20 protein-coding genes are annotated in these 23,366 nt (G+C 64.8%); 11 read left to right on the top strand and 9 right to left on the bottom strand.

Annotation, left to right across the window (positions count from 1 at the left end; genetic code table 11):
* Nucleotides 1–46: 46 nt before the first annotated feature.
* Nucleotides 47–1,792: an ABC transporter ATP-binding protein/permease gene (locus C1N62_RS03060; RefSeq protein ID WP_137762242.1), complete on the bottom strand. Its 1,746-nt coding sequence runs from the start codon at nucleotides 1,790–1,792 to the stop codon at nucleotides 47–49.
* A 158-nt stretch (nucleotides 1,793–1,950) separates the two neighbouring features.
* On the opposite strand from C1N62_RS03060, the gene C1N62_RS03065 reads away from it, so the two are divergent.
* The gene (locus C1N62_RS03065; protein ID WP_137764886.1) at nucleotides 1,951–2,679 is read left to right on the top strand and encodes a tetratricopeptide repeat protein; all 729 of its coding nucleotides are present in this window, start codon (nucleotides 1,951–1,953) and stop codon (nucleotides 2,677–2,679) included.
* 232 nt (nucleotides 2,680–2,911) lie between these two features.
* Nucleotides 2,912–4,066 (top strand): MFS transporter, encoded by a 1,155-nt coding sequence (locus C1N62_RS03070; RefSeq protein WP_137762243.1) that lies wholly within the window; start codon nucleotides 2,912–2,914, stop codon nucleotides 4,064–4,066.
* An 8-nt stretch (nucleotides 4,067–4,074) separates the two neighbouring features.
* Here C1N62_RS03070 and C1N62_RS03075 read toward each other — a convergent pair whose 3' ends face one another.
* Complete coding sequence (locus C1N62_RS03075) at nucleotides 4,075–5,007, bottom strand: LysR family transcriptional regulator (RefSeq protein ID WP_137762244.1); 933 nt, start codon at nucleotides 5,005–5,007, stop codon at nucleotides 4,075–4,077.
* 124 nt (nucleotides 5,008–5,131) lie between these two features.
* Here C1N62_RS03075 and lysA point away from each other — a divergent pair, with 124 nt between their 5' ends.
* Nucleotides 5,132–6,391, top strand: coding sequence for a diaminopimelate decarboxylase (gene lysA / locus C1N62_RS03080; RefSeq protein WP_137762245.1), 1,260 nt, complete (start codon nucleotides 5,132–5,134; stop codon nucleotides 6,389–6,391).
* Here lysA and C1N62_RS03085 read toward each other — a convergent pair.
* Nucleotides 6,388–7,395, bottom strand: a complete 1,008-nt coding sequence (locus C1N62_RS03085) for a LacI family DNA-binding transcriptional regulator (protein WP_137762246.1) — start codon at nucleotides 7,393–7,395, stop codon at nucleotides 6,388–6,390. The two genes, lysA and C1N62_RS03085, sit on opposite strands and share 4 nt — an antisense overlap.
* A 368-nt stretch (nucleotides 7,396–7,763) precedes the next feature.
* On the opposite strand from C1N62_RS03085, the gene C1N62_RS03090 reads away from it, so the two are divergent.
* The 5 genes from C1N62_RS03090 to C1N62_RS03110 all read left to right on the top strand — a co-directional run bounded on the left by C1N62_RS03090 (nucleotide 7,764) and on the right by C1N62_RS03110 (nucleotide 12,169).
* Nucleotides 7,764–9,107, top strand: coding sequence for a PTS sugar transporter subunit IIC (locus C1N62_RS03090; protein ID WP_137762247.1), 1,344 nt, complete (start codon nucleotides 7,764–7,766; stop codon nucleotides 9,105–9,107).
* Nucleotides 9,108–9,114: 7 nt separating this feature from the next.
* Nucleotides 9,115–10,542 (top strand): glycoside hydrolase family 1 protein, encoded by a 1,428-nt coding sequence (locus C1N62_RS03095; RefSeq protein WP_137762248.1) that lies wholly within the window; start codon nucleotides 9,115–9,117, stop codon nucleotides 10,540–10,542.
* A gap of 11 nt (nucleotides 10,543–10,553) precedes the next feature.
* Nucleotides 10,554–10,871 (top strand): PTS sugar transporter subunit IIB, encoded by a 318-nt coding sequence (locus C1N62_RS03100; RefSeq protein ID WP_137762249.1) that lies wholly within the window; start codon nucleotides 10,554–10,556, stop codon nucleotides 10,869–10,871.
* Nucleotides 10,872–10,936: 65 nt separating this feature from the next.
* A complete protein-coding gene (locus C1N62_RS03105; protein ID WP_137762250.1) occupies nucleotides 10,937–11,704 on the top strand; it encodes an FCD domain-containing protein in 768 nt (255 codons plus the stop codon).
* Nucleotides 11,705–11,707: 3 nt separating this feature from the next.
* Nucleotides 11,708–12,169 (top strand): GNAT family N-acetyltransferase, encoded by a 462-nt coding sequence (locus tag C1N62_RS03110; RefSeq protein ID WP_137762251.1) that lies wholly within the window; start codon nucleotides 11,708–11,710, stop codon nucleotides 12,167–12,169.
* On the opposite strand, the gene galR is transcribed toward C1N62_RS03110, so the two are convergent.
* Together galR and C1N62_RS03120 are read right to left on the bottom strand one after the other, a co-directional pair.
* Nucleotides 12,166–13,206 (bottom strand): HTH-type transcriptional regulator GalR, encoded by a 1,041-nt coding sequence (gene galR / locus C1N62_RS03115; RefSeq protein ID WP_137762252.1) that lies wholly within the window; start codon nucleotides 13,204–13,206, stop codon nucleotides 12,166–12,168. The genes C1N62_RS03110 and galR overlap by 4 nt on opposite strands.
* Nucleotides 13,207–13,407: 201 nt before the next feature.
* Complete coding sequence (locus tag C1N62_RS03120) at nucleotides 13,408–14,550, bottom strand: alanine--glyoxylate aminotransferase family protein (RefSeq protein ID WP_137762253.1); 1,143 nt, start codon at nucleotides 14,548–14,550, stop codon at nucleotides 13,408–13,410.
* Between the two features lie 120 nt (nucleotides 14,551–14,670).
* Between C1N62_RS03120 and C1N62_RS03125 the strand changes: the two genes are divergently transcribed.
* The 3 genes from C1N62_RS03125 to lplT all read left to right on the top strand — a co-directional run bounded on the left by C1N62_RS03125 (nucleotide 14,671) and on the right by lplT (nucleotide 20,630).
* Nucleotides 14,671–16,923 carry a molybdopterin guanine dinucleotide-containing S/N-oxide reductase gene (locus C1N62_RS03125; protein WP_137762254.1) on the top strand — a complete coding sequence of 751 codons (2,253 nt, stop codon included), beginning with the start codon at nucleotides 14,671–14,673 and terminating at the stop codon, nucleotides 16,921–16,923.
* 358 nt (nucleotides 16,924–17,281) lie between these two features.
* Nucleotides 17,282–19,438: a bifunctional acyl-ACP--phospholipid O-acyltransferase/long-chain-fatty-acid--ACP ligase gene (gene aas, locus C1N62_RS03130; RefSeq protein ID WP_137762255.1), complete on the top strand. Its 2,157-nt coding sequence runs from the start codon at nucleotides 17,282–17,284 to the stop codon at nucleotides 19,436–19,438.
* The gene (gene lplT, locus C1N62_RS03135) at nucleotides 19,431–20,630 is read left to right on the top strand and encodes a lysophospholipid transporter LplT (RefSeq protein ID WP_137762256.1); all 1,200 of its coding nucleotides are present in this window, start codon (nucleotides 19,431–19,433) and stop codon (nucleotides 20,628–20,630) included. The genes aas and lplT overlap by 8 nt, the downstream gene beginning before the upstream one ends.
* Nucleotides 20,631–20,667: 37 nt before the next feature.
* Here lplT and C1N62_RS03140 read toward each other — a convergent pair whose 3' ends face one another.
* From C1N62_RS03140 to C1N62_RS23120, 4 genes are all read right to left on the bottom strand, one after another.
* Nucleotides 20,668–21,708 (bottom strand): NADP(H)-dependent aldo-keto reductase, encoded by a 1,041-nt coding sequence (locus tag C1N62_RS03140; RefSeq protein WP_137762257.1) that lies wholly within the window; start codon nucleotides 21,706–21,708, stop codon nucleotides 20,668–20,670.
* A gap of 204 nt (nucleotides 21,709–21,912) precedes the next feature.
* Nucleotides 21,913–22,131: a YgdI/YgdR family lipoprotein gene (locus C1N62_RS03145; protein ID WP_137762258.1), complete on the bottom strand. Its 219-nt coding sequence runs from the start codon at nucleotides 22,129–22,131 to the stop codon at nucleotides 21,913–21,915.
* A gap of 132 nt (nucleotides 22,132–22,263) precedes the next feature.
* Nucleotides 22,264–22,944, bottom strand: a complete 681-nt coding sequence (gene mutH, locus C1N62_RS03150; protein ID WP_137762259.1) for a DNA mismatch repair endonuclease MutH — start codon at nucleotides 22,942–22,944, stop codon at nucleotides 22,264–22,266.
* 45 nt (nucleotides 22,945–22,989) lie between these two features.
* Nucleotides 22,990–23,274 (bottom strand): hypothetical protein, encoded by a 285-nt coding sequence (locus tag C1N62_RS23120; RefSeq protein ID WP_168195797.1) that lies wholly within the window; start codon nucleotides 23,272–23,274, stop codon nucleotides 22,990–22,992.
* Between the last annotated feature and the right edge of the window lie 92 nt (nucleotides 23,275–23,366).

Here is a 23,366-nt window from a genome sequence, read left to right on the forward strand (position 1 = left end):
AGTAAAGAAAAGGGCGGCCAGTGGGCCGCCCTTTTTTTGCCGTGCGTCAGGCGCTGACGGGCAGCGGGGAGGGGGTGAGCACGATGGCGCGCCGCTGCTCATCCTGACCAAAGCGCCAGCAGTGCTGGTGATACTTCGCCACGCTGTTGCGGTGGGCGACGCTCACCAGCGTCATCTCCGGCAGCTTCTCTACCATCAGCGTGTACATCTGCTGCTCGGTCTCATCATCCAGCGCGCTGGTGGCCTCATCCAAAAACAGCAGGTCAGGCTTCACCAGTAGCACGCGGGCGAAGGCCAGCCGTTGCTGCTCGCCGGGCGAGAGGCGGTGGCCCCAGTTGCCCGCCATGTCGAGCATCGGTTGCAGGTGTTTGAGGCGGCAGAGTTCAAGCACCGACAGCAGTTCGCTGTCCGGGTGGCGCGCCGGGTCATCCGGGTAGCTGAGCGCCTCACGCAGGCTACCAATCGGGATGTAGCTGCGCTGCGGCAGGAACAGCGTGCGCTGGCGGCGATCGAGCGCGATGCCGCCCTGACCGTAGGGCCAGACGCCCGCGATGGCGCGCAGCAGGGTCGATTTGCCACAGCCGGAGGGGCCAGCGATCAGCACGCTCTCGCCGGGGTTCAGGGTGGCGCTGGCCGGTGAGAAGAGCGGCTCGCCATCCGGCAGCGTCAGTTGCAGCTTGTCCAGCACCAGCGCATGGCGCGGCGAGTCGCTGTGCGCGATGTGGTTCGGCTGCGCCTCAATCTCCTCGACGGCGGCATTGAAGCCAGCCAGACGGTTGACGCAGGCTTTCCAGGTGGCGAGGTCGTTGAAGGCGTCGATGAACCAGGAGAGCGCCCCCTGCACCTGCCCGAAGGCGGAGGAGATCTGCATCAGCATCCCGAGCTGGATGGCGCCGGAGAAGTAGCGCGGCGCGGCCACCAGAAACGGGAAGATAATGGCGAACTGGCCATAGAAGGTGGAGGCGATGTTCAGCGACTTGGTGACGCGCATGATCGACCACCAGTTGCTGCGGATGGTCTCAAAGCGCCCCTCCAGCTGCTCGCGCTCGCGCGCCTCGCCTTGGTAGAGCGCGATGGCGTCGCTGTTCTCGCGGATGCGGATCAGCCCGAAGCGGAAGTTCGCCTCAAAGCGCTCCTGATTGAAGCCGAGGCGCACCAGCGGCTTGCCGATCCAGCCAATCAGCAGCGAGCCGAGCACCGCATAGAGCAGCGCGAACCAGACCATGTAGCCGGGGATGGTGATGTCATGGGAGCCGAGCATAAAGCTGATCGGGCCGCTCACCGCCCAGAGGATGGAGACGAAGGAGACCAGCGTCACCACGCTCGACAGCAGCCCGAGCGTCAGCGACAGGGTGCCGCTCGCCAGCACGTTAAGATCCTCGGCGATACGCTGGTCGGGGTTATCCACCGTCTGTTGCCGCTCGGTGTGGTAGTAGGCGTGGTGCCGCATCCACTTCGCCATGTACTTTTTGGTCATCCAGCGCCGCCAGTACATCTGTAGTCCCTGCGTCAGGTAGACTTTGTAGATAGAGATGACGATAAAGGCCAGCGCCAGCCAGGTGAAGTGCAGCAGCTGCGTTTTGAAGACGGCGTAATTTTTGTTCTGCAAGGCGTCGTAGAACACGCGGTTCCACTCGTTCAGCAGCACGTTGATATAGACCGTGGCGAGCGAGAGCGCCACAATGGTCGCCAGCATCGTCCAGGCGCGCCACTTCTCTTCGGAGCGCCAATAGGGCGCAATCAGACGCCAGATTTGGCGCCACTGGCTGTGTGTTCCCGGTGTATGTGTCATAAAAGCATCCAACTTCCAGCAAAGGGGCCATCATAACCATGGCCAGACAAAAGGCAGAATGAGTGTCAGTGATCCAACTGGCAATTATAGACTTGTAAGGATGTTTTTCGTTCCCCCGCATGTGGTTGCGGGCCAGCCATGCAACAGAGGATGAGGTGATGAAGGGTTTGCCGACAGGGTGGACTGCCGGTGTGGTGCTGCTGGCCGGGCTGTGGCCGGCGTTGGATGCCGCCGCCAGGATTGATGAGCCGGACGTGGAGGCCGACTGCGGCAAGATTGGCCAGTATGCCAACGCCGGACAGGCGGCCTACCAACAGGGTGACTTTGCCAAGGCGCGTGAGATCTTCCGCGACCAGGTGGCCTGGAGCGAGTTCTGCCGCCAGCCGCGCGACGCCACGGTCACCGCCTACAACAATATTGCGCTCTCCTACCTGCGACAGGGGATGTGGCTGAAGGCGCGCGCCTGGCTGCAACTGGCACCGGATGATGACAAGTCGCGCTACAACCTCGGCCTGATGCAGGCACAGCTTGACGCCCTGCCGCCGCCGCGCGGCCCGGCGGGGGAGTACTGGCAGTACGCCGGTTACGGCACCTGGAACACGCTGGTGGTGAAGCCGCAGGGCCAGCGCTACCAGATTGAGTACAGCGGCCTCTACATGGGGCCGATGGCGCTCTACTACGGCCCCAATCTGGGCGAGTTCAGCACCGTGACGGCGATTGAGGGCGGCCACGCACTCTACCAGCAGACGGCGGACTCCGATTTCGGCAGCGCCTGCGACATCAGCATGGCGTTCAGCGACCAGCAGGTGACGCTCTCCACCCGCGGCGACTGCGGCTTCGGCCACAACGTGCGCGCGCAGGGGAGCTACTGGCGGGTCACCCCCTGACCCGTTAGATCACTGTGCGATCGCCCCGGCCGCCGCTGGCCTTGTAGCGGCCGGGTGTGCTATTCCTATGGCATTACCCAAGATTAAATCCCTTATGAAATAGAGGGATATTGCCGGCCCGCGTCCCGCTTGCCGGTTCCCATCCTCCCCATCCTATACCGGCCGGTCTACCAGCCTGGGGTGGGTTTGTCTTTCTGCAAGGGCCGCCACGGGCGGTAACACAGGAGCGTGTATGCCTATTTCTCTTCTGGCGCTGGCGATGAGTGCCTTCGCCATCGGCACCACCGAGTTCGTCATCATGGGGCTATTGCCACAGGTGGCGGGCGATTTACAGGTCAGCATCCCGCTGGCCGGCTGGCTGATCAGCGGCTATGCGCTGGGCGTGGCGATTGGCGCGCCAATCATGGCGATTCTCACCGCGCGGCTGCCGCGCAAGCAGACGCTGCTGCTGCTGATGGGCATCTTCATCATCGGCAACCTACTGTGCGCGCTGGCCTACAGCTACAACTTCCTGATGCTGGCGCGGGTGATCACCGCCCTCTGCCACGGCGCGTTCTTCGGCATTGGATCGGTGGTGGCCGCCAATCTGGTGGCACCGAACCGGCGTGCCTCGGCGGTGGCGCTGATGTTCACCGGCCTGACGCTGGCGAACGTGCTGGGCGTGCCGCTCGGCACCGCCCTCGGGCAGGCGCTGGGGTGGCGCTCCACCTTCTGGGCGGTGGTGGTGATTGGTGTGGTGTCGCTGCTGGCGCTCTACACCAAGCTGCCAGCGGTAAAAGAGGAGGAGCCAACCAACCTGCGTAAGGAGCTGGGCGCGCTGCGCGGGCTGGGTATCTGGCTGTCGCTGCTGATGACCGTCTGCTTCGCGGCGGCGATGTTCGCGCTGTTCACCTACATCGCGCCGGTGCTGACTGACATCACCGGCGTCTCGGAGCATGGCGTGAGCTGGACGCTGCTGCTGATGGGCGTCGGCCTGACGGTGGGTAACGTGCTGGGCGGCCGGCTGGCGGACTGGAAACTGCCGGTCAGCCTGACCGCCACCTTCCTGTTGATCGCGCTGTTCTCGGTGCTGTTCAGCGTCACCAGCCACCATCTGGTCTCGGCGGAGATCACGCTGTTCCTCTGGTCGGCGGCCGCCTTTGCCGCGGTGCCAGCGTTGCAGATTAACGTGGTGACCTACGGCAAGAACGCGCCGAATCTGGTCTCGACGCTGAACATCGCCGCCTTCAACATCGGCAACGCCATCGGGGCCTGGGTGGGCGGCGCGGTGATCGCGGGCGGGCTGGGGCTGACCAGCGTGCCGGTGGCGGCGGGCGGTCTGGCGCTGATCGGCTTCCTGCTCTGCCTGTTCACCTTCCGCCGCGCGGCGCGCAAGGTCGCCGCCTGAAAAGCCAGCTAGCGGCGCGCCATCGCCGCCGCCAGCCGGGCCGGGAACTGCGCCGCATGGCGGTGCAGCCAGGTCATGAAGGCATCGACCACCTCTGACGAGGGGCGGTGCAGCGGCCGGATCAGGCTGACGGTAAAGGGCACCGCCACCTCAAACGGGCGGATGCCAATCCCGCCTTGTCCCGCCGCGTAGTCCACCGCCGTCAGCGGGTTAACAATCGAAATGCCTACCCCCTCGCGCACCATCGCGCAGACAGACGCGGCGCTGTGCGTCTCCAGCACCATGCGCCGCGCCACTCCCGCCTCCAGAAACAGCGCATCCAGCAACTGCCGGTAACTGTCGGTGCTGGAGAGGCTGATAAAATTCTCCCCGGCAAAATCTGCCGGTGCCAGACTGGCCTTTGCCAGCAGCGGGTGCCCGGCTGGCAGCACGCACACCTCATTCTGGGTCATCAGCGTCAGGCGCTCGGTGCCAGCGGGCGTCAGGGTGGTCTCCGTCAGGCCGAGATCGTGGCGCTGGGCGGAGAGCCACTCCTCCAGCAACGGTGACTCCTGCGGCACCACGCTCAGGCTGACGCCGGGGTGGGCATCGCTGAAGGGCTTGCACACCGCTGGCAGCAGCGACTGGCTGAAGGCTGGCAGGCAGGCGATGGAGAGCTGCGCCTCGCGGAACTGGCGAATGCCCTCGGCGGCGGCGCTGATGCGCTCCAGCCCGTAGTAGGAGCGCTGCACCTCCTCAAATAGCCGCAGCCCCTGTACCGTCGGCACCAGCCGACCGCGCACCCGGTCAAACAGCGCCAGCCCGACGCTGCGCTCAAAGCGCGCCAGCTCCCGGCTGACGGTGGGTTGCGAGGTGTGCAGCAGCGCGGCGGCCTCGGTCAGGTTGCCGGTGGTCATCACCGCATGGAAAATTTCAATCTGGCGCAGGGAGAGGGCAGGCATCGGCGGCTCCGGCGGGAAAAGCCATATCATAGATGAATAGACACCCGGCAAACAGATATTTTCCCCCCGGCGGCGCGCCCGCTAGGATAGGGCCATCTCAACCCTGATGATGGACTGCCTGACCATGCCTTTTGCCCTGAATGACGCCTCCACCGCCCTGAACGCGGACAACCTGCTGACCCTGCCAGCCCGCTTCGGCTGCCCGGTGTGGGTCTATGACGCCGAGATCATCCGCCAGCGCATCGAGCAACTGCGGCAGTTCGACGTCATCCGTTTCGCGCAGAAAGCCTGCTCCAACACCCATATCCTGCGCCTGATGCGCGGGCAGGGCGTGCGCGTGGATTCGGTGTCGCTCGGCGAGATCGAACGCGCCCTGCACGCTGGCTACCAGCCGGGGCCGGAGGGGGAGATTGTCTTCACCGCCGACGTGCTGGACGAGCCGACGCTGGCGCGCGTTACTGAGCTGTCGATCCCGGTCAACGCCGGTTCCACTGACATGCTGGCGCAGATTGGCGAACGCCGCCCCGGCCACCCGGTGTGGCTGCGCGTCAACCCCGGCTTCGGCCACGGCCATAGCCAGAAGACCAACACCGGCGGCGAGAACAGCAAGCACGGCATCTGGTATGCCGATCTGCCGCAGGCGCTGGCGCTGATCCAGCGCCATGAGCTGAAACTGGTGGGCATCCACATGCACATTGGCTCCGGCGTAGACTACAGCCACCTCGAGCAGGTGTGTGACGCGATGGTGCGGCAGGTGGTGGAGCTGGGGCAGGACATCGAGGCGATCTCCGCTGGCGGCGGCCTCTCCATCCCCTACCAGTTCGGCGGCGAGCGGATCGACACCGATCACTACTTCGGCCTGTGGGATCGGGCGCGTCGGCAGATCGCCGAGCACCTCGGCCACCCGGTGAAGCTGGAGATTGAGCCGGGCCGCTTTTTGGTGGCGGAGTCGGGTGTGTTGCTGGCGCAGGTGCGCGCCGTGAAGGGGATGGGCAGCCGCCACTTCGTGCTGGTGGACGCGGGCTTCAATGACCTGATGCGCCCGGCGATGTATGGCAGTTTCCACCACATCTCCCTGCTGCCAGCCGATGGCCGTGACGTGCAGCACGAGCCGCCGGTGGCATCGGTGGTGGCCGGGCCGCTGTGCGAGTCGGGCGACGTCTTTACCCAGCAGGCGGGCGGCGGCGTGGAGACCTGCGACCTGCCCGCGGCGCGGGTGGGTGACTATCTGGTGTTCCATGACACCGGGGCTTATGGCGCTTCCATGTCCTCTAACTACAACAGCCGCCCGCTGCTGCCGGAAGTGCTGTTCGACGGTGGCGAAGCGCGCCTGATCCGTCGCCGCCAGACCATTGAGGAGCTGCTGGCGTTGGAGCTGCTCTAAGCGAACGGCCCCCGCGCCACCGAGCCGCGCAGCCGCAGCTGGCCGGTGAAGGGGGCCAGCGCCGCCACCGGCTGGCGGTTCAGCAGCCGCAGCGTCTGGCGGATGGCGGTCTCCATCATCGCGTCAATCGGCAGGTAGACGGTGGAGAGCGCCGGTTGCAGGAAGGCCGCCGCTGGCTGGTCATCAAAGCCAAACAGCGACACCTGCTCCGGCATCGTTCGGCCCGCCTCGCTCAGCGCCCGCATCGCGCCAATCACCATGTCATCATTGCTGCAAAACAGCGCGCTGAAGGGCGCGCCGTTGGCCAGCAACTGGCGGCACGCCTCATAGCCACCCGGCACCTTGTTATCCCCCTCTGCCACCCGCGCCTCATGGTAGTCAATGCCGTGGCCAGCCAGCGCCGCGCGGTAGCCCGCCAGCCGCTGCTGGGCGGTGGGCGTGCCCAGTGGCCCGGTGATGCAGGCAATCTCGCGGTGTCCCTGACCAATCAGGTAGGAGACCGCCTCAAACGCCGCCTGCTGCTGCTCGAAGAAGACGCAGCGATCGCGCGCCTGTGGCACATCACGGTTGATCACCACCAGTGGCATCGGCAGCGTCTCAAACAGCCGCATGATCTGCGCCTCGGACATGTGGCGGGTGTAGAGCACGATGGCGTCACAGCGCCGGTCTGCCAGCAGCCGCACCGCCTCAATCTCATCCTCTGGCGTGTCGTGCCCATCGGTGACGATCAGGTGCTTGCCGCTGGCCTCCACATCTTTCGCCGCCTGACGCAGCAATTTGCCGAAGTAGGGGCCATCAAAGTTGGAGAGCACCAGACCAATGCTGTTGGAGCTGCGGGTCGCCAGCGACTGGGCCAAAAAGTTAGGCCGGTAGCCCAGCTCCTCCATCGCGCGGAACACCGCGTCACGCGTGCTCTGCTTGACCTGGCCGGTGCCGTTCAGGACGCGGGAGACCGTCGCCTTCGATACGCCGGCGCGCCGTGAGACATCCAACATGGTGATCATCAGTTAACCATCCTCAGGTAACCGGCAAAAAAGCGCCGGAAAATCATCGATACCGCCGCAGTTTAGCATAGCCGTCGCCCGGAACCTGCCTGCCGGATCGCATGGGATCACGGCCGGTTGCGCCGCGATCGCTGCGGCTTACCAGACAGGGTGAGGTGGTATACCAAATAACAGAATTATGCCTCATTGGAATTCCAATTCGCGCTTCTGTGGGTTTGATCACAGATAAATCGTCACATTCATTTAACTTTGGCATACCAAACGCGATTAAGCCGCACGCGTTTATCGTTGTTCTTCCTCCGGTGCCCGGTGCCGCGCTGCCTTTTGGGCGGGTGCGCCCGTGCGCCATCATCGATAACGAGGTGCGTATGTCATATAAGGACCGGCTGATCGACTCCCTGGGGAGCTTTGCCAATACCTTCAACAGCTATCGCTACATCATGGCCATCAAGGCCGCCTTCATCACGCTGATGCCGGTGATCATCGTCGGCGCCTTCTCGGTGTTGCTCTCCAACATGGTGATGGACCCGAAAAACGGGCTGGCGAGCTTTGAGATCTTCTCCTTCCTGGCAGTGCTGAAGCCGATCATGACCAGCATCAACTACGCCACCCTAAGCTTCATCACCATCGGCGCGGTGTTCCTGATCGGCATTGAGCTGGGCAAGATCAACGGCAACCGCACGCTGTTCCCCGGCTTGCTGGCGGTGATCTGCTTTATCGCCGTCACGCCCACCACGCTGGAGCTGATGGTCAATGACCAGTTGCAGGTGGTGAAGGATGTGCTGGCGAAGCAGTTCTCCGACACCAAGAGCCTGTTCCTCGGCATGTTCATCGCCATCCTCTCCGTGGAGATCTACACCCGGCTGGAGCGCATCAACGGGCTGCGCATCAAGATGCCAGAGAGCGTACCGCCCAACGTCTCCGCCTCCTTCTCGGCGCTGATCCCGGCCATCATTACCGTGGTGATCATCGCCACCTTTGGCTTTGTCTTCCACCGCGTGACCGGCATCTACCTCTATGACGCCGTCTACCGCGTGATCCAACAGCCGCTGGAGTCGGTGGTGCAGAGCCTGCCCGGCATCCTGATCCTGATGTTCGTCGCCCAGCTGTTCTGGGTGATCGGCATCCACGGCAACCAGATGGTGAAGCCGATCCGCGAGCCGCTGCTGCTCGGGGCGATCACCGTCAACATGACCGCCTTTGAGCAGGGCAAAGAGGTGCCGAACATCATCACCATGCCGTTCTGGGACGTCTACATGAGCATCGGTGGCTCCGGCTGCACCATCGGCCTGCTGCTGGCGGTAATGATCGCCTCGCGCCGCAAGGAGATGAAGGAGATCGGCAAGCTGTCGCTCGGGCCAAGCTTCTTCAACATCAATGAGCCGGTGATCTTCGGGATGCCCATCATGCTCAACCCGATCCTGGCGATCCCCTTCATCATCACCCCACTGATCACCGGCACCATCGGCTACTTCGCCACCAGCCTCGGCTTTGCTGGCCGCGCGGTGGTGATGGTGCCGTGGACGACGCCGCCGGTGATCAACGCCTGGCTCTCCACCGCCGGTTCGATGGGCGCGGTGATCACCCAACTGGTGTGCATCGGCGTGGCGGTGATGATCTACCTGCCGTTCGTCAAGGTGGCCTCGCGCCGGGCGGATGCCGCCCAGCTGGCGGCCGAGACGGCAAACGACCAACTGGCCCGCAACGTATGAGGTACGCATGAGCAAGGTTTCATTGGCACTCCCTGACGGATTCATCCTTGGCGCGGCAGCTTCCGCCTGGCAGACCGAGGGCTGGAGCGGCAAAAAGCCGGGGCAGGACTCCTACCTGGACGCCTGGTACCAACAAGATCGCCACGTCTGGCATCAGGGCTACGGCCCGGCGGTGGCGACGGACTTCATCAACCGCTACCCGGAGGATGTAGCGCTGATGAAGGCCAGCGGGCTGAGCCACTACCGCACCTCGATCAACTGGTCGCGCTTTTTGACCGACTATGAGACGGCGACGGTGGACGAGGAGTACGCCGCCTACCTGCACCGGCTGCTGGATGAGCTGGAGGCGGCGGGCATCGAACCGATGCTCTGTCTTGAGCACTATGAGCTGCCAGCGGCGCTGCTGGAGACGTATGGCGGTTGGGGCAGCAAGCAGGTGGTGGAGCTGTTCGTGCGCTATGCCGAACAGGTGTTTGAGCGCTTCGGCCACCGGGTGCGGCGCTGGTTCACCTTCAACGAGCCGGTGGTGGTGCAGACCCGCGTCTACCTGGATGCGCTGCGCTGGCCCTATGAGCAGAACAGCGCCACCTGGATGCAGTGGAACCACAACAAGGTGCTGGCGACCGCGCGGGTGGTGGAGCTGTTCCGCCGCCGCGGCCAGCCCGGCACCCTTGGCGTGATCCTCAACCCGGAGGTGACCTACCCGCGCTCGACGGCAGCCCACGATGTGCGCGCCGCCGCGCTCTACGATCTCTTCTACAACCGGGTGTTCCTCGATCCGCTGATTCTGGGCGAGTACCCGGCGGAGCTGCTGGCGCTGCTGCGCCAGCATGAGGTGCTGTTTGAGTATGATGAGGCGGAGCTGGCGACCATCCGCGCCAACACCGTCGATGAGGTGGGCATCAACCTCTACTACCCGCACCGGGTCAAGGCACCGAGCCACGCGTGGCACCCGGAGACGCCGTTCCACCCGGCCTGCTACTACGACCACTTCGAGCTGCCGGGCCGGCGCATGAACCCGTCACGCGGCTGGGAGATCTACCCGCGCATCATCTATGACATGGCGCTGCGGCTGAAGCGCGACTACCGCAACATCCCGTGGTTCATTGCCGAAAACGGCATGGGGGTGGAGAACGAGGCGCAGCACCGCGGCGAAAAGGGCGAGATTCAGGATGACTACCGCATCCAGTTTATCGCTGAACACCTCTACTGGACGCTGAAGGCGTGCGAGGAGGGGGCCAACTGCCAGGGCTACATGCTGTGGGCCTTCACGGACAACGTCTCGCCGATGAACGCCTTCAAGAACCGCTACGGGCTGATTGAGATCGATCTGGCGCAGCAGCGGGCGCGGCGGCGCAAAAAATCCTCTTACTGGTTCGCGGCGCTGAGCGAGTCGCGCACCCTGACCCTCGAGCTGGATGACCAGCCCAAATAGTGGAGCCATTGATGAAACGAATCGTACTCGCCTGCTCGGCAGGCATGTCCACCTCGCTGGTGGTCACCAAAATGGAGCGGGAAGCCGAGGCGCGCGGGCTGGCATTCCACATCTACGCCATCCCGGAGCAGAACCTGCGCGATGAGCTGCAAAGCTACCCCGGCGAGGTGGCGGCGGTGCTGCTCGGCCCGCAGGTGCGCTTCAAGCTGGCGGCCAACAAGGCGATCACGGACGCGCACCAGGTGCCGATCGGCGTCATCGACAGCGTGGCCTACGGCACCCTCAACGGCGCAAAAGTGCTCGATCAGGCGCTGGGTTTGATAAACTAGCCGCCTGGGTTCCCGCCGGTCATCCGCGCCGGCGGGCCATTATTGGGACGTGGCAGGGTAACAGCGTGGAAAAAGGCACCATTGCGCAGGAAAAGAAACAGTATCAGGAGATTGGCCGCGACCTGCGTGAGCAGATCCAACAGGGCCACTTTCCGGTAGGCTCGCGGCTGCCGCCGGAGCGCAACATGGCGGAGCAGTATGGCGTCAGCCGCACCATCGTGCGCGAGGCGCTGCTGATGCTGGAGCTGGAGGGCACGGTGGACATCCGCCAAGGCTCGGGCGTCTATGTGATCCGCATCCCCTCCGAGGGGGAGCAGGATGATGACCTGCTCAATGAGATTGGCCCGTTTGAGGTGTTGCAGGCCCGGCAACTGCTGGAGAGCAACATCGCCGCCTTCGCCGCCACCATGGCGACCAAGGCCGACATTGAGAATCTGCGCCGCACCCTCGAGCAGGAGCAGCGGGCGATTGTCGCCAATGACACCAGCGGCGACAACGACAAGCTGTTCCACCTGCTGATCGCCGGGGCGACGCAGAACCAGATGCTGCTGGAGACGGTGAAAAACATCTGGCAGCGGCGCGACAACAGCCCGCTGTGGCAGCAGCTGCACAGCCACATCGCCACCCGTGGCTACCGGCTGAAGTGGCTGGCCGACCATCAGGCGATCCTTGCCGCGCTGCGCCGCCGCGACGTGATGGGCTCCTACCAAGCGATGTGGCAGCACATGGAGAACGTAAAGAGCACGCTGATGGAGCTGTCTGACGTGGATGCGCCGGAGTTTGACGGCTACCTGTTTGAGTCGGTGCCGATCTTTCAGGGCAAGCTGGTGTGACCCATGCTGACCTATGATCTGCTGGCCGACTTCCCGGCCCACCAGCCACAGGTGACCGAGTGGCTCTGGCAGGCGTTCGGCAGCGCCGAGAGCCGTCCCTTCTTTGCCGCGCTGGTGCAAAACAGCCTGCGGCGCGATGGCCTGCCCATCACCTTTATTGCCCGTGACGGCGAGCGGCTGGCGGGCACCGTTGGCCTGTGGCGCAGCGACCTGCTCAGTCGGCAGGATCTCACCCCGTGGCTGGCGGCGCTCTACGTGGACGCGGACTACCGTGGGCAGGGGCTGGGCGAGCAACTGCAACAGCACGCCATCGCCGCCGCCCGGCAGGCCGGATTCCACGACCTCTACCTCTACGCCAGCTTCCGCGGCTACTACGAGCGCCACGGCTGGCAGCCGATTGGCGACGGCATGGAGTACCCCGCCGAGCCGGTGACCATCTACCACCGGGCGCTGGGAGAAGATTAGTCGCTGGCCGGGGCCACCACGCCGCGCAGGGCGCTGACCGGTGGGGCCATCACCGAGTGGCGGCGCACCAGCGTCGGGTTGAACATGTGGGTGGTCTCCGGCAGCGGTGTGCCGTTCGCCAGTGCCAGCGCCAGTTCGGCGGCCTGATTGGCCATCGTCACCACCGGGTAGCGGATGGTGGTAAGGCGTGGCCGCAGGTAGCGTGAGATCAGCACGTCATCGAAGCCAATCATCGACATCTGCTGCGGCACCTCAATGCTGTTGTCGCTCAATACCGAGAGCGCGCCAGCGGCCATCGGGTCGTTGTAGCAGGTGACGGCGGTGAAGGTCTGGCCGTGGCCGAGCAGGTCGGTCATCGCCCGTTCGCCGCCAATCTCATCCGGCTCGCCATAGGCGATCAGGCGGTCATCCACCGGGATATTGTGCTCCTTCAGGGCGTCCAGATAGCCCTGCAACCGGTCGTGGGCGTCGGAAATTTGGTGGTTGGAGCAGATCACCGCGATGCGCTGGTGGCCCGCCTGAATCAAATGACGCGTCGCCAGCCAGCCGCCGTGATGGTCATCCAGCGCCACGCAGCGCGCCTCAAAGCCCGGCAGAATGCGGTTGATCAGCACCATGCCGGGGATCTGCGCCATCAGCCCGGCTAGCTCCTCATCCGGCAGCTTCTTGGCGTGCACCACCAGCGCGCCGCAGCGGTGGCGGATCAGCTGCTCAATCGCCTGCCGCTCCTTCTCAATGGTGTGGTAGCCGTTGCCAATCAGCAAAAAGTTGCCGGTGTTGTAGGCGACCTGTTCCACCGCCTTGACCATCGCGCCAAAGAAGGGGTCGGAGACGTCGCCGACCACCAGACCGAGGGTCTCGCTGGATTGCTGCGCCAGCGCGCGGGCGTTGGCGTTGGGGTGATACTGCAACTGCTCCATGGCGCTCAGTACGCTCAGGCGCGAGCTTTCGCTGGCTTTCGGGGAGTGGTTGATAACGCGTGATACCGTGGCAACGGAAACGCCCGCCAGCCTGGCAACATCCTTAATCGTGGCCATAGTTATTCCATCATGCAGTGTGAACGCCGGGATCATCCACAGCGGGGTAATCGATTACATCCCCAGTTTTGCGGAAAAGCCCGGCGGCTGCAAGCGAGCCAGATCCCATCCCGGCACTGCAAACGCGACAATAGCCGTTTTATCCCTCAATCCAGCCAAAGGGTGACTTATCACGGCATTTGTCGGGAGAAATGGCAGCGGTTACAGCGTCGGTTCACTGTGCAGGGTCGGGGCCGGGCTGGGCGGCGGCAGATAGTGGTGGGTGATCACCGCGGCGGCGGCAGCGATGTCCACCGGGCAGCCCGCGCGCGCCAGCGCCGCGCCATAGGCTGCCACGTTGGCCAGCACCGTCGGGAAGGCGGCCTGCGGGCCAGTATGGTGGAGCCGCACCAGCTGGCGGGCGATCGGCCCGACGCCAGCGCTGATCTCCGCGCCCAGCTCGGCGGCATCGGTGAGCAGCGCGTCAATGTCCACCCCCTCCGGCACCGGGGCGGCGGTCAACAGCGCCGAGGCGTAGGCATCCTCTGGCTGCCAGGGCACGATGCCCAGCGCCCGCAGCCCGGCGCGGGTGGCCTGCGCCGCCTTCAGGTGGCGGTTGATCAGGCTCACCAGCCCCTCCTGATCCAGCCGGTCAAGCGCCGACTCCAGCGCCCAGAAGTCGAGCGCGCTGGGGGTGCCCGGCAACGCCTGTCGGCCACGCCCCAGCCACTGGCGCTTCAATTCCGGCAGCGAGAGGCAGGATTGCGCCCAGGCCGGTGGGGTCGCCAGTTGCGCCCATGCGCGCGGGCTGACGCTCAGTGCCGAGACGCCCGCCGGGCCGCCGAGCGCCTTCTGTGGCCCTATCACCGCGATGTCGATGCCCAGCGCATCCACCTCCAGCGTGTGCGCACCGAATGAGGCCACCGCATCCACCACCAGCAGCGCGCCGCGCCGCCGTACCCGCTCGGCAATCTCCGCCAGCGGGTTGAGGATGCCGCTGGCCGACTCGCCATGCGCCAGCACCACCGCATCCAGTTTTGGCATCGCCGCCAGCGCCTGATCAAAGGCGTTGAGGGTGAGCGGGTAGCCCGAGCGCGCCTTGGCGTCATGCACCTCCGCGCCGCCGCGCCGCAGCCACTGGCTGAAGTAGAGGCCATAGGGGCTGCTCACCACGTTCAGCAGATGCTGGCCCGGCCGGGCGAGGCTGACTGCCACCGCCTCCAGCGCCAGCATCGCCTCGCCCTGAAACAGCAGCACGTCATGGCGCGTGCCCAGCAGGCGCGCCAGCCGGTCGGCCAGCGGCGCAAAGCGTGACGGCGGGTAGGGCGGCAGATTGAGCAGCGGGTGCCAGGCGGCGTCGGCCATGTTCACTCCTCGCGATGGGGGTATGGGTAAAGTGTAGAAGCCCGCGGCAGCAAATGTGGAGCGGCGGGCGTGAGGGTGGTACTTTGTGCGTCAGCCCAAATACCAGCCGTAAAGAGAACCATGCCGACACAACGTTTCCCGCATCTGGCGCACTGGGGCGCCTACACCGCCGTGGTGGAGGAGGGCGTATTGACGCGCTGCGAACCCTTCGCCGCCGATCGCCACCCCTCACCGATGCTCGATGCCATTCCGGCGGCGGTCTACTCCGACACCCGCATCCGCAAGCCAGCGGTGCGCCGCTCCTGGCTGTTGCAGCGTGAGCGCAGCGACCGCAGTTTGCGCGGCCACGAGCCGTTCGTGGAGGTGGAGTGGGAGGTCGCCCTCGATCTGATCGCCGAAGAGAACCGCCGCGTGCGGGCGCAGTATGGCGCTTCCGGCATCTTCACCGGCTCCTACGGCTGGTCGTCGGCCGGGCGGCTGCACCACGCGCGCTCGCTGGTGCGCCGCTTCTACTTCAGCGGCGGCGGCGGGGTCGATCAGGTCGGCAACTACAGCTGGGGGGCGGCACAATTCTTCCTGCCCTATGTGATCGGCACCTTCAGCCCACTGACCGGCCGCGTCACCTCCTGGGAGAGCGTGGCGGAGCACTGCCAGCTGCTGGTGGCCTTCGGCGGGCTGGCGCTGAAGAACGCGCAGGTCGCCTCCGGCGGCGCGGGCGAGCACACGCTGCAACCCTGGCTGGAGCGGCTGGCGGCGCAGGGCACGCCGGTGATCAACATCAGCCCGACGCGCGACGACTGCCCGGCCTTCCTCAACGCCGAGTGGATCCCGATCCGCCCCAACACCGATGTGGCGCTGATGCTGGCGCTCGGGCAGGAGATCGCCCGCCTCGGCGCAGCGGATGAGGCCTTCCTCGCCAGCCACTGCACCGGCTACCCGCAGCTGCTGGCCTACCTGAATGGCGACAGCGACGGCGTGGCGAAAACCCCGGCGTGGGCCGAGGGGATCACTGGCATTCCGGCGGCGCGCATCCGCCAGTTGGCGCAGCAACTGATTGGCGTGCGCAGCTTCATGACCGGGGCCTACGCGGTGCAGCGCGCCCACCGTGGCGAGCAGCCCTACTGGATGATGATCGCCCTGAGCGCGATGCTCGGGCAGGTCGGGCTGCCGGGCGGCGGCTTCTCCTTCGGCCACGGCTCGATGAACAGCGTCGGCAACCCGCGCCACGACACCCCCGGCCCGTCGATGGCGGTGGGCAGCAACCCGGCGGGGCTGGCGATCCCAGTGGCGCGCATCGCCGACATGCTGCTCCATCCCGGCGAGCCTTACCACTTTCAGGGCGAGACGCACCACTACCCGGATATCCATCTGGTGCACTGGGCCGGTGGCAACCCCTTCCACCATCACCAGCAGCTCAACCGCCTGCTGGCGGGCTGGCAGAAGCCGGAGACGGTGATTGTGCAGGATATCTGGTGGACGCCAGCGGCGAAAATGGCCGACATCGTGCTGCCGGTGACCACCACGCTGGAGCGCAACGACATCGGCGGCTCCTCGCGTGACCGTTTTGTCTTCGCCATGCATCAGGCGATTGCGCCGCAGCATCAGGCGCGCAATGACTTCGACATCTTCAGCGAGCTGGCGGAGCGGCTCGGCTACCGTGACGCCTTCACCGGCGGGCGCGACGAGCAGGGCTGGCTGCGCCAGATCTATGCCGAGTGCGGCGCGGCGCAGGTTGGCACCGGCGTCGAGTGGCCGGACTTTGAGACGTTCTGGCAGCGCGGCCACGTCGAACTGCCGAAACCCGCCACCCCCTACGTCTTCTTTGAGCGCTTCCGCCAGGATCCGGCGCGCCATCCGCTGAAGACGCCGAGCGGCCGCATCGAACTCTACAGCGAGACGCTGGCGCGCCACGACCAGCCGGACATGGCACCGCACCCGCAGTGGCAGCCGCCGGTGGAGTGGCTGGGCGCGGCCGATCGCTGGCCGCTGCACCTGATCACCGTGCAGCCCACCGACCGCCTGCACAGCCAGCTCGACCAGACGCCGCAGGCGCAGGGCAACAAAATCGCGGGCAAAGAGACGATTCAGATGCACCCCGCCGATGCCGCCGCGCGTGGCCTGCACGAGGGGGCGCAGGTGCGGGTGCACAATGAGCGGGGCGCTTGCCTGGCTGGCTTGCGGCTGAATGAGGGGCTGGCCCGCGGCGTGGTGGTGATGGCGACCGGGGCATGGTTTGACCCCGGCTTTGGCGCGGCGTGGTCAGGCACCGAGCAGGCTGGCAACCCGAATGTTTTGACGCTCGACATTGGCACCTCCTCCCTGACGCAGGGGCCAAATGCCATGAGCTGTCTGGTGGAGGTCAGCGCCACCTGACCCACTTTTAATCCATTGATTACATGCGGGGATACGAATTTACAGTTGGTTGCATTTAGAGCAGAACTCTTTCGATTATGCGGTAGTTTCTTAAGAGGGGGATCTCTAGAGTATGAGGTCCCAGAGGTATTGATTGGTGAGAAATCAGCATACTCTGTATGTTGATACCCTATTCAATTGCACCAACCTACGCGGATGCGTAGGTTTTTTTTTGCCTGCGATCCACCTCCCACTAAACAGCTATCCTTAACTCACGCGTCAGCCGTGCCTTATCGTCAGTCACCGATGGGTGCGGTATCCTGTCGCCTGTTTTGGGCTGGCATTTTGCTGGCCCTGTTTCCTCATAAGGAGATGGGCTGTGTATGCACTGCTGAGGGGATTGCTCCGAATCCTGTTCCGAGTCTCGGTCAACGCCGACCCGGCGCTGTTCCGGCATGACAAACTATTGATCACGCCAAACCATGTCTCTTTCCTCGACGGCGCGCTGCTGGCGCTGTTCCTGCCGGTGAAGCCGGTATTTGGCGTCTACAGCCGCATTGCCGATCGCTGGTACATGCGCCTGATTACGCCCTATGTAGACGTGGTGCCGCTCGACCCCACCAGCCCGATGGCTATCAAGCGGCTGGTGCGCGAGGTGCAGGCGGGCCGGCCGGTGGTGGTGTTCCCCGAGGGGCGCATCACCATCACCGGCTCATTGATGAAGGTGTATGACGGCGCGGCCTTTATCGCCGCCCGCGCCGGTGCGGCCGTGGTGCCGGTGCGCATCGACGGGGCGGAGTTCACGCCATTTGGCCGCCTGCGCGGCAACTTCAAGATCCGCCTGTTCCCGAAGATCACCATTGAGGCGCTGCCCGCCACCCGGCTGCCGATGCCGGACGCGCCGCGCGCCCGCGACCGCCGGATTTTGGCTGGCCAGCACCTGCACCAGATCATGATGGAAGCGCGCATGGCGACGCTGGCACCGCAGACGCTGTTTGAGGCGCTACTGGCGGCGCAGACGCGCTACGGCCGCTTCAAGCCCTGCATCGAGGACATCAACTTCCACGAGGACAGCTACCACGGGCTGCTGAAGAAGTCCCTTGGCGTCAGCCGCATCCTGCAACGCTTTACCCGCGAGGGCGAGCACGTCGGCCTGCTGCTGCCGAACGCCACCATCACCGCCGCGGCGATCTTTGGCGCTATCCTGCGTGGCCGGGTGCCCGCGATGCTCAACTACACCGCGGGCGCGAATGGCATCCGCAGCGCCATGCGCGCGGCGGAGATCCACACTATCGTCACCTCGCGCCAGTTCCTCGAGAAGGGCAAGCTGACCGAGCTGCCAGCGCAGGTGCCTGAGGCAGAGTGGGTCTACCTGGAAGATCTCAAGGATACCGTCACCCGCGAGGACAAGATCTGGATCCTGAAGCACCTGATCTTCCCGCGCCGGGCGATGACGCCGCAGCGGCCCGACGACGCCGCGCTGATCCTGTTTACCTCTGGCTCCGAGGGCAACCCCAAGGGGGTGGTGCACAGCCACCGCAGCCTGCTGGCGAACGTCGAGCAGATCCGCACCGTCGCTGACTTCACGCCGCGTGACCGCTTTATGTCGGCGCTGCCGCTGTTCCACGCCTTCGGCCTGACCGTGGGGCTGTTCACGCCGCTGCTCACCGGTAGCCGGGTGTTCCTCTACCCCAGCCCGCTGCACTACCGGGTAGTACCGGAGCTGGTCTACGACCGCAACTGCACCGTGCTGTTCGGCACCTCCACCTTCCTGGGCAACTATGCGCGCTTCGCCCACCCCTATGACTTCGCGCGCGTGCGCTACGTGGTGGCCGGGGCGGAGAAGCTCTCTCAGGCCACCCGTCAGGTGTGGCAGGAGAAGTATGGCATTCGCATTCTGGAGGGCTATGGCGTCACCGAGTGCGCGCCAGTGGTCGCCATCAACGTGCCGATGGCCGCCAAAACCGGCACCGTGGGCCGCATCCTGCCGGGCATGGCGGCGCGCCTGCTGCCGGTGGCGGGCATCCCGGAGGGCGGTCGGCTGCAACTGAAGGGGCCGAATATCATGAAGGGCTACCTGCGGGTGGAGCACCCCGGCCAGCTAGAGCCGCCGGTGGCGGAGAATGCGCAGGGGCAGCCGGAGGCGGGCTGGTATGACACCGGCGACATCGTCACGCTGGATGAGCAGGGCTACTGCACCATCCTTGGCCGGGTGAAGCGCTTCGCCAAGCTGGCAGGGGAGATGGTTTCGCTGGAGAGCGTCGAGCAGCTGGCACTGCGCGCCTCGCCGGAGGGGCAGCACGCTGCCGCCGCCAAGCCTGACAGCGCCAGGGGCGAGGCGCTGGTGCTGTTCACCACCGACGCTGGCCTGACCCGTGACGCGCTGCTTCAGGCGGCACGTGAATCCGGCGCGCCAGAGCTGGCGGTGCCGCGCGACATCCGCGTCCTGAAAGCGCTGCCGCTGCTCGGCAGCGGCAAACCTGACTTTGTTGCTCTGCGACAACTGGCGGAACACCCGGAGGCTTCCCATGACTAACCCGGCCAATGATCGCCTGCTGTCACGCGGCATGATGGCGGTGATGGCGGCGCAGTTCCTCTCCGCCTTTGGCGATAACGCGCTGCTGTTCGCCACGCTGGCGCTGATCGCCCGCGAGCACTATCCCGACTGGAGCCAGCCGATATTGCAGATGGTGTTTGTCGCCGCCTACATCGTGCTCGCGCCCTTTGTCGGGCAGTTCGCCGACAGCCTCGCCAAGGGGCGGGCGATGATGATCGCCAACCTGCTGAAGCTGGCGGGCGCGGCAGTGATCCTCGCGGGCCTCAACCCGTTTGCTGGCTACGCGCTGGTGGGTGTCGGGGCGGCAGCCTACTCGCCGGCCAAGTATGGCATCCTCGGCGAGATAACCCATGGCGAGCTGCTGGTGAAGGCCAACGGCCTGATGGAGGCCTCCACCATCGCCGCCATCCTGCTCGGATCGGTGGCGGGCGGCTGGCTCTCTGACTGGCACCTGACGGCGGCAGTCGGGGCCTGCGCGGCGGCCTATGGCGCGGCAGTGCTGGCAAACCTGTTCATCCCGCGCCTGCCAGCGGCGCGCCCGGCCAGCGGCTGGCACCCTGGGCAGATGCTGCGTACCTTTGCGGGCGCGACCCGCACCCTGTGGCAGGATAACGAGGCGCGCTTCTCGCTGATTGGCACCAGCCTGTTCTGGGGAGCGGGCGTCACCCTGCGCCTGCTGCTGGTACTGTGGGTGCCGGTGGCGCTCGGCATCACCGACCACACCACGCCGACGCTGCTCAATGCCTTTGTGGCGATTGGCATCGTGTTTGGCGCGGCGGCGGCGGCCTGGCTGGTGACGCTGGAGAAGGTGCGCCGCAGCCTGCCAGCGGGCGTGCTGATGGGCGGCGCGGTGGTGCTGTTCGCCCTCCAGCATCAGCTGGTGGGGGCGGGCGTGGTACTGGTGGCGATTGGCACGCTCGGCGGCTTCTTCGTGGTGCCGCTCAACGCGCTGTTGCAGGTGCGCGGCAAACTGACGGTCGGCGCGGGCAACGCGATTGCGGTACAGAACCTCGGCGAGAACAGCGCAATGCTGCTGATGCTGGGGCTTTACTCGCTGGTGGTGAAGCTGGGCGCACCGGTGATTGGTATCGGCATCGGTTTTGGCGTGGTGTTTGTGGTGGCGATTGGCGGGCTATGGATCTGGCAGGCGCGGCGAGCGCCCACCCGGTAGTGCAACAGGGCGGACTCTCCGCCCTGTTTTTTTGGCCTTAGGGAGCCGGGAAGGTGAAGCGGCGGTGGATCGCCTCCAGCGCCTGCAACACCTCCTCGTCCAGGACCAGATCCTGGCTGTCGATGTTGGTCTTCAGCTGCTCCAGGTTGGTCGCGCCCAGCAACGTGCTGGCGACGAACGGCTGCTGGCGCACGAAGGCCAGCGCCATCTGGCTCGGATCGAGGCCGTGGTGTTTGGCCAGCGCCACATACTCGGCGATCGCCTGCTCGGTGTGCTCACCGCTGTAACGGGTGAAGCGGCTGAACAGTGTGTTGCGCGCGCCGGCTGGCTTCGCGCCATTCAGGTACTTGCCGCTCAGCGTGCCGAACGCCAGGCTGGAGTAGGCCAGCAGCTCCACGCCCTCGTGGTGGCTGATCTCCGCCAAACCCACCTCAAAGCTGCGGTTCAGCAGGCTGTAGGGGTTTTGGATCGAGACGATGCGCGGCAGGTCATGCTTCTCCGCCAATTGCAGGTAGCGCATCACCCCCCACGGCGTCTCGTTGGAGACACCGATGTAGCGGATCTTGCCCGCGCGCACCTGCTCATTCAGCGCCTCCAGCGTCTCCAGCAGCGTCACCGCCGGTTTGTCATCTTCATAGCGGTAGTTCAGCTTGCCGAAGCAGTTGGTCTGGCGCTGCGGCCAGTGCAGCTGGTAGAGATCGAGGTAGTCGGTGTTCAGGCGCTTCAGGCTGGCGTCCAGCGCGTTGCGGATGTTTTTGCGATCCAGCGCCTGATCCGGGCGGATGGCGGCGTCGCTGCCGCGTGACGGCCCGGCGACCTTGCTGGCCAGCACCACCTTCTCACGGCAGCCGCGCGCCTTCAGCCAGCTGCCGATGTAGCTCTCGGTCAGGCCCTGTGTCTCCGGGCGCGGCGGCACCGGGTACATCTCGGCGGTGTCAATCAGGTTGATCCCGGCGGAGAGGGCATAGTCCAGCTGCTGGTGGGCCTCGGCTTCGCTGTTCTGCTCACCAAACGTCATGGTGCCCAGTCCCAGTACGCTCACTTCCAAAGAACTGTGGGGGATACGGTGATAGTGCATAGCCGGTTTTCCTTAGTGTTGAGAATGGAGACTGAAAAATGCGCCGTTATCGACGTTATCGCTTGTCATTGACTCATTAACACGTTTTTCTCTGCGCGCACAAGTGCGGTGCCTGATTGTATGCCGGTAGGAAAGGGGAGCGGGGCGCCACGGGTGGTCGCGCTCCCGGCGCAGGCTGGCTGGCCGGGAGGGAGGCGTAACGGGTTAGCGTTCAATCATTTGGTTGACGTTATCGGCGTTGATCTGGCGCTGGTTGCCCTGCTCATCGGTATAGCTGATGAGGCCAGTTTCCTTGTCAATTGCCGGTTTACCCTGGGTCAGGATCATATTGCCATCTTTTGTGGCAATCACATAGTCGCTGGCGCACCCGGTGAGTGTGCACGCGACGATCAGCGCCGATACAGCGATAGCCCATGTTTTCATGATGTTTTCCTTGATAATCGACGAAGAGGGGGGACGTTTTAAGCGTAGCAAACTGACATATAAAGCAAGGTAAAATCACCTCTAAAAATCCGAATTTTGCCGTCCGGCCCCTCAATCAGGAAAATGAACGAACTACAGCAAGAAGTGGCGCGCCAGCAGGGCGGCGGTGAAGGGCTTTTTCAGGTAGAAGCCGCGTGGCAGGGTCAGGATCGGCTGGCCGCGATCGCCAATCGCCTCGGTCAGCGCCTTGCTGTTGGCCGCCTTGGGCCGCAGTTGCAGCACCTCGCCGTGGCGGGCGGTGATGCTCTCCACCTTGCCCAGCACAATCATGTCCATCAGCTCTTCCCAGTCGCAGCGCAACTGTGCCTCCTCCTCCGGGCTGGGCGACCAGAGCAGCGGCGCGCCGATGCGCCGCGCCGCCAGCGGCAACTGGCGCTCGCCCTCCACCGGCACCCAGAGCACCCGCGCCAGCTTGTGGCGCACGTGGCTGCGCTCCCAGCTGACGCCGCTGTTGCCGGTCAGCGGCGCAACACAGACGAAGGTGGTCTCCAGCGGTTTGCCCGCGGCATCAATCGGGATGGTTTTCAACTCCACGCCGAGCGCCGGGAAGTCCCGCTCGGCCTTGCTGCCAGCCGTCGCACCGAGATAGAACTCCAGCAACATGCCGACCCACCCCTTGTCGCGCTTGAGGTCAGCCGGGATGGCGATGCCCGCGCGCGCCGCCAGCTCGCCCAGCGACTGGCCGGCCAGTGCCTGCGCGCGTTGCAGCAGTTCCTCACAATCATTTGGCGGGGGCAGGGGCGAAAGGCTCATGGTAGTCACTCACGGTTGATTAAAAAATATACAGTCGCGCAGCCCCTATTTTGGCAGGTCAGGCAGGTGGCGGCACACTGGAAATAATAGCATGATTTGTCTGGGGATTTTCCCGGCCCATAGCAGGCATTTACCGATCGGCCCGCTTTTTTTCACCGCCTGATCACTGCTATAAACCGGATCTTGCACCAGGTTATCCACAGATTTTTTGGATAAGAGAGGGCAAAGCACATAACTGGTTCCATTTACAGCCTTGACTCCCGGCGTTTTTGCCGGTTTTACTCTTTTCATGCCCAATAAATTGGCGTTATCTGTGGATAAAAGCGACATTGGTCACTATTTAGACATATTAACATCATAAGGTGATATTGATCACATTATCATTGCCAGCCAGCCCGGCGTTATTGGGGTATGCGGCTGTT

Source organism: Nissabacter sp. SGAir0207, assembly GCF_005491205.1.
Taxonomy (GTDB): Bacteria; Pseudomonadota; Gammaproteobacteria; order Enterobacterales; family Enterobacteriaceae; genus Chimaeribacter.

Excerpts from the sequence above, each read along its gene's own strand:
- C1N62_RS03060 (WP_137762242.1), bottom strand. The coding sequence starts at position 1,792 with ATGACACATACACCGGGAACACACAGCCAGTGGCGCCAAATCTGGCGT.
- C1N62_RS03065 (WP_137764886.1), top strand. The coding sequence starts at position 1,951 with ATGAAGGGTTTGCCGACAGGGTGGACTGCCGGTGTGGTGCTGCTGGCC.
- C1N62_RS03070 (WP_137762243.1), top strand. The coding sequence starts at position 2,912 with ATGCCTATTTCTCTTCTGGCGCTGGCGATGAGTGCCTTCGCCATCGGC.
- C1N62_RS03075 (WP_137762244.1), bottom strand. The coding sequence starts at position 5,007 with ATGCCTGCCCTCTCCCTGCGCCAGATTGAAATTTTCCATGCGGTGATG.
- lysA (WP_137762245.1), top strand. The coding sequence starts at position 5,132 with ATGCCTTTTGCCCTGAATGACGCCTCCACCGCCCTGAACGCGGACAAC.
- C1N62_RS03085 (WP_137762246.1), bottom strand. The coding sequence starts at position 7,395 with ATGATCACCATGTTGGATGTCTCACGGCGCGCCGGCGTATCGAAGGCG.
- C1N62_RS03090 (WP_137762247.1), top strand. The coding sequence starts at position 7,764 with ATGTCATATAAGGACCGGCTGATCGACTCCCTGGGGAGCTTTGCCAAT.
- C1N62_RS03095 (WP_137762248.1), top strand. The coding sequence starts at position 9,115 with ATGAGCAAGGTTTCATTGGCACTCCCTGACGGATTCATCCTTGGCGCG.
- C1N62_RS03100 (WP_137762249.1), top strand. The coding sequence starts at position 10,554 with ATGAAACGAATCGTACTCGCCTGCTCGGCAGGCATGTCCACCTCGCTG.
- C1N62_RS03110 (WP_137762251.1), top strand. The coding sequence starts at position 11,708 with ATGCTGACCTATGATCTGCTGGCCGACTTCCCGGCCCACCAGCCACAG.
- galR (WP_137762252.1), bottom strand. The coding sequence starts at position 13,206 with ATGGCCACGATTAAGGATGTTGCCAGGCTGGCGGGCGTTTCCGTTGCC.
- C1N62_RS03120 (WP_137762253.1), bottom strand. The coding sequence starts at position 14,550 with ATGGCCGACGCCGCCTGGCACCCGCTGCTCAATCTGCCGCCCTACCCG.
- C1N62_RS03125 (WP_137762254.1), top strand. The coding sequence starts at position 14,671 with ATGCCGACACAACGTTTCCCGCATCTGGCGCACTGGGGCGCCTACACC.
- lplT (WP_137762256.1), top strand. The coding sequence starts at position 19,431 with ATGACTAACCCGGCCAATGATCGCCTGCTGTCACGCGGCATGATGGCG.
- C1N62_RS03140 (WP_137762257.1), bottom strand. The coding sequence starts at position 21,708 with ATGCACTATCACCGTATCCCCCACAGTTCTTTGGAAGTGAGCGTACTG.
- C1N62_RS03145 (WP_137762258.1), bottom strand. The coding sequence starts at position 22,131 with ATGAAAACATGGGCTATCGCTGTATCGGCGCTGATCGTCGCGTGCACA.
- mutH (WP_137762259.1), bottom strand. The coding sequence starts at position 22,944 with ATGAGCCTTTCGCCCCTGCCCCCGCCAAATGATTGTGAGGAACTGCTG.
- C1N62_RS23120 (WP_168195797.1), bottom strand. The coding sequence starts at position 23,274 with ATGTCGCTTTTATCCACAGATAACGCCAATTTATTGGGCATGAAAAGA.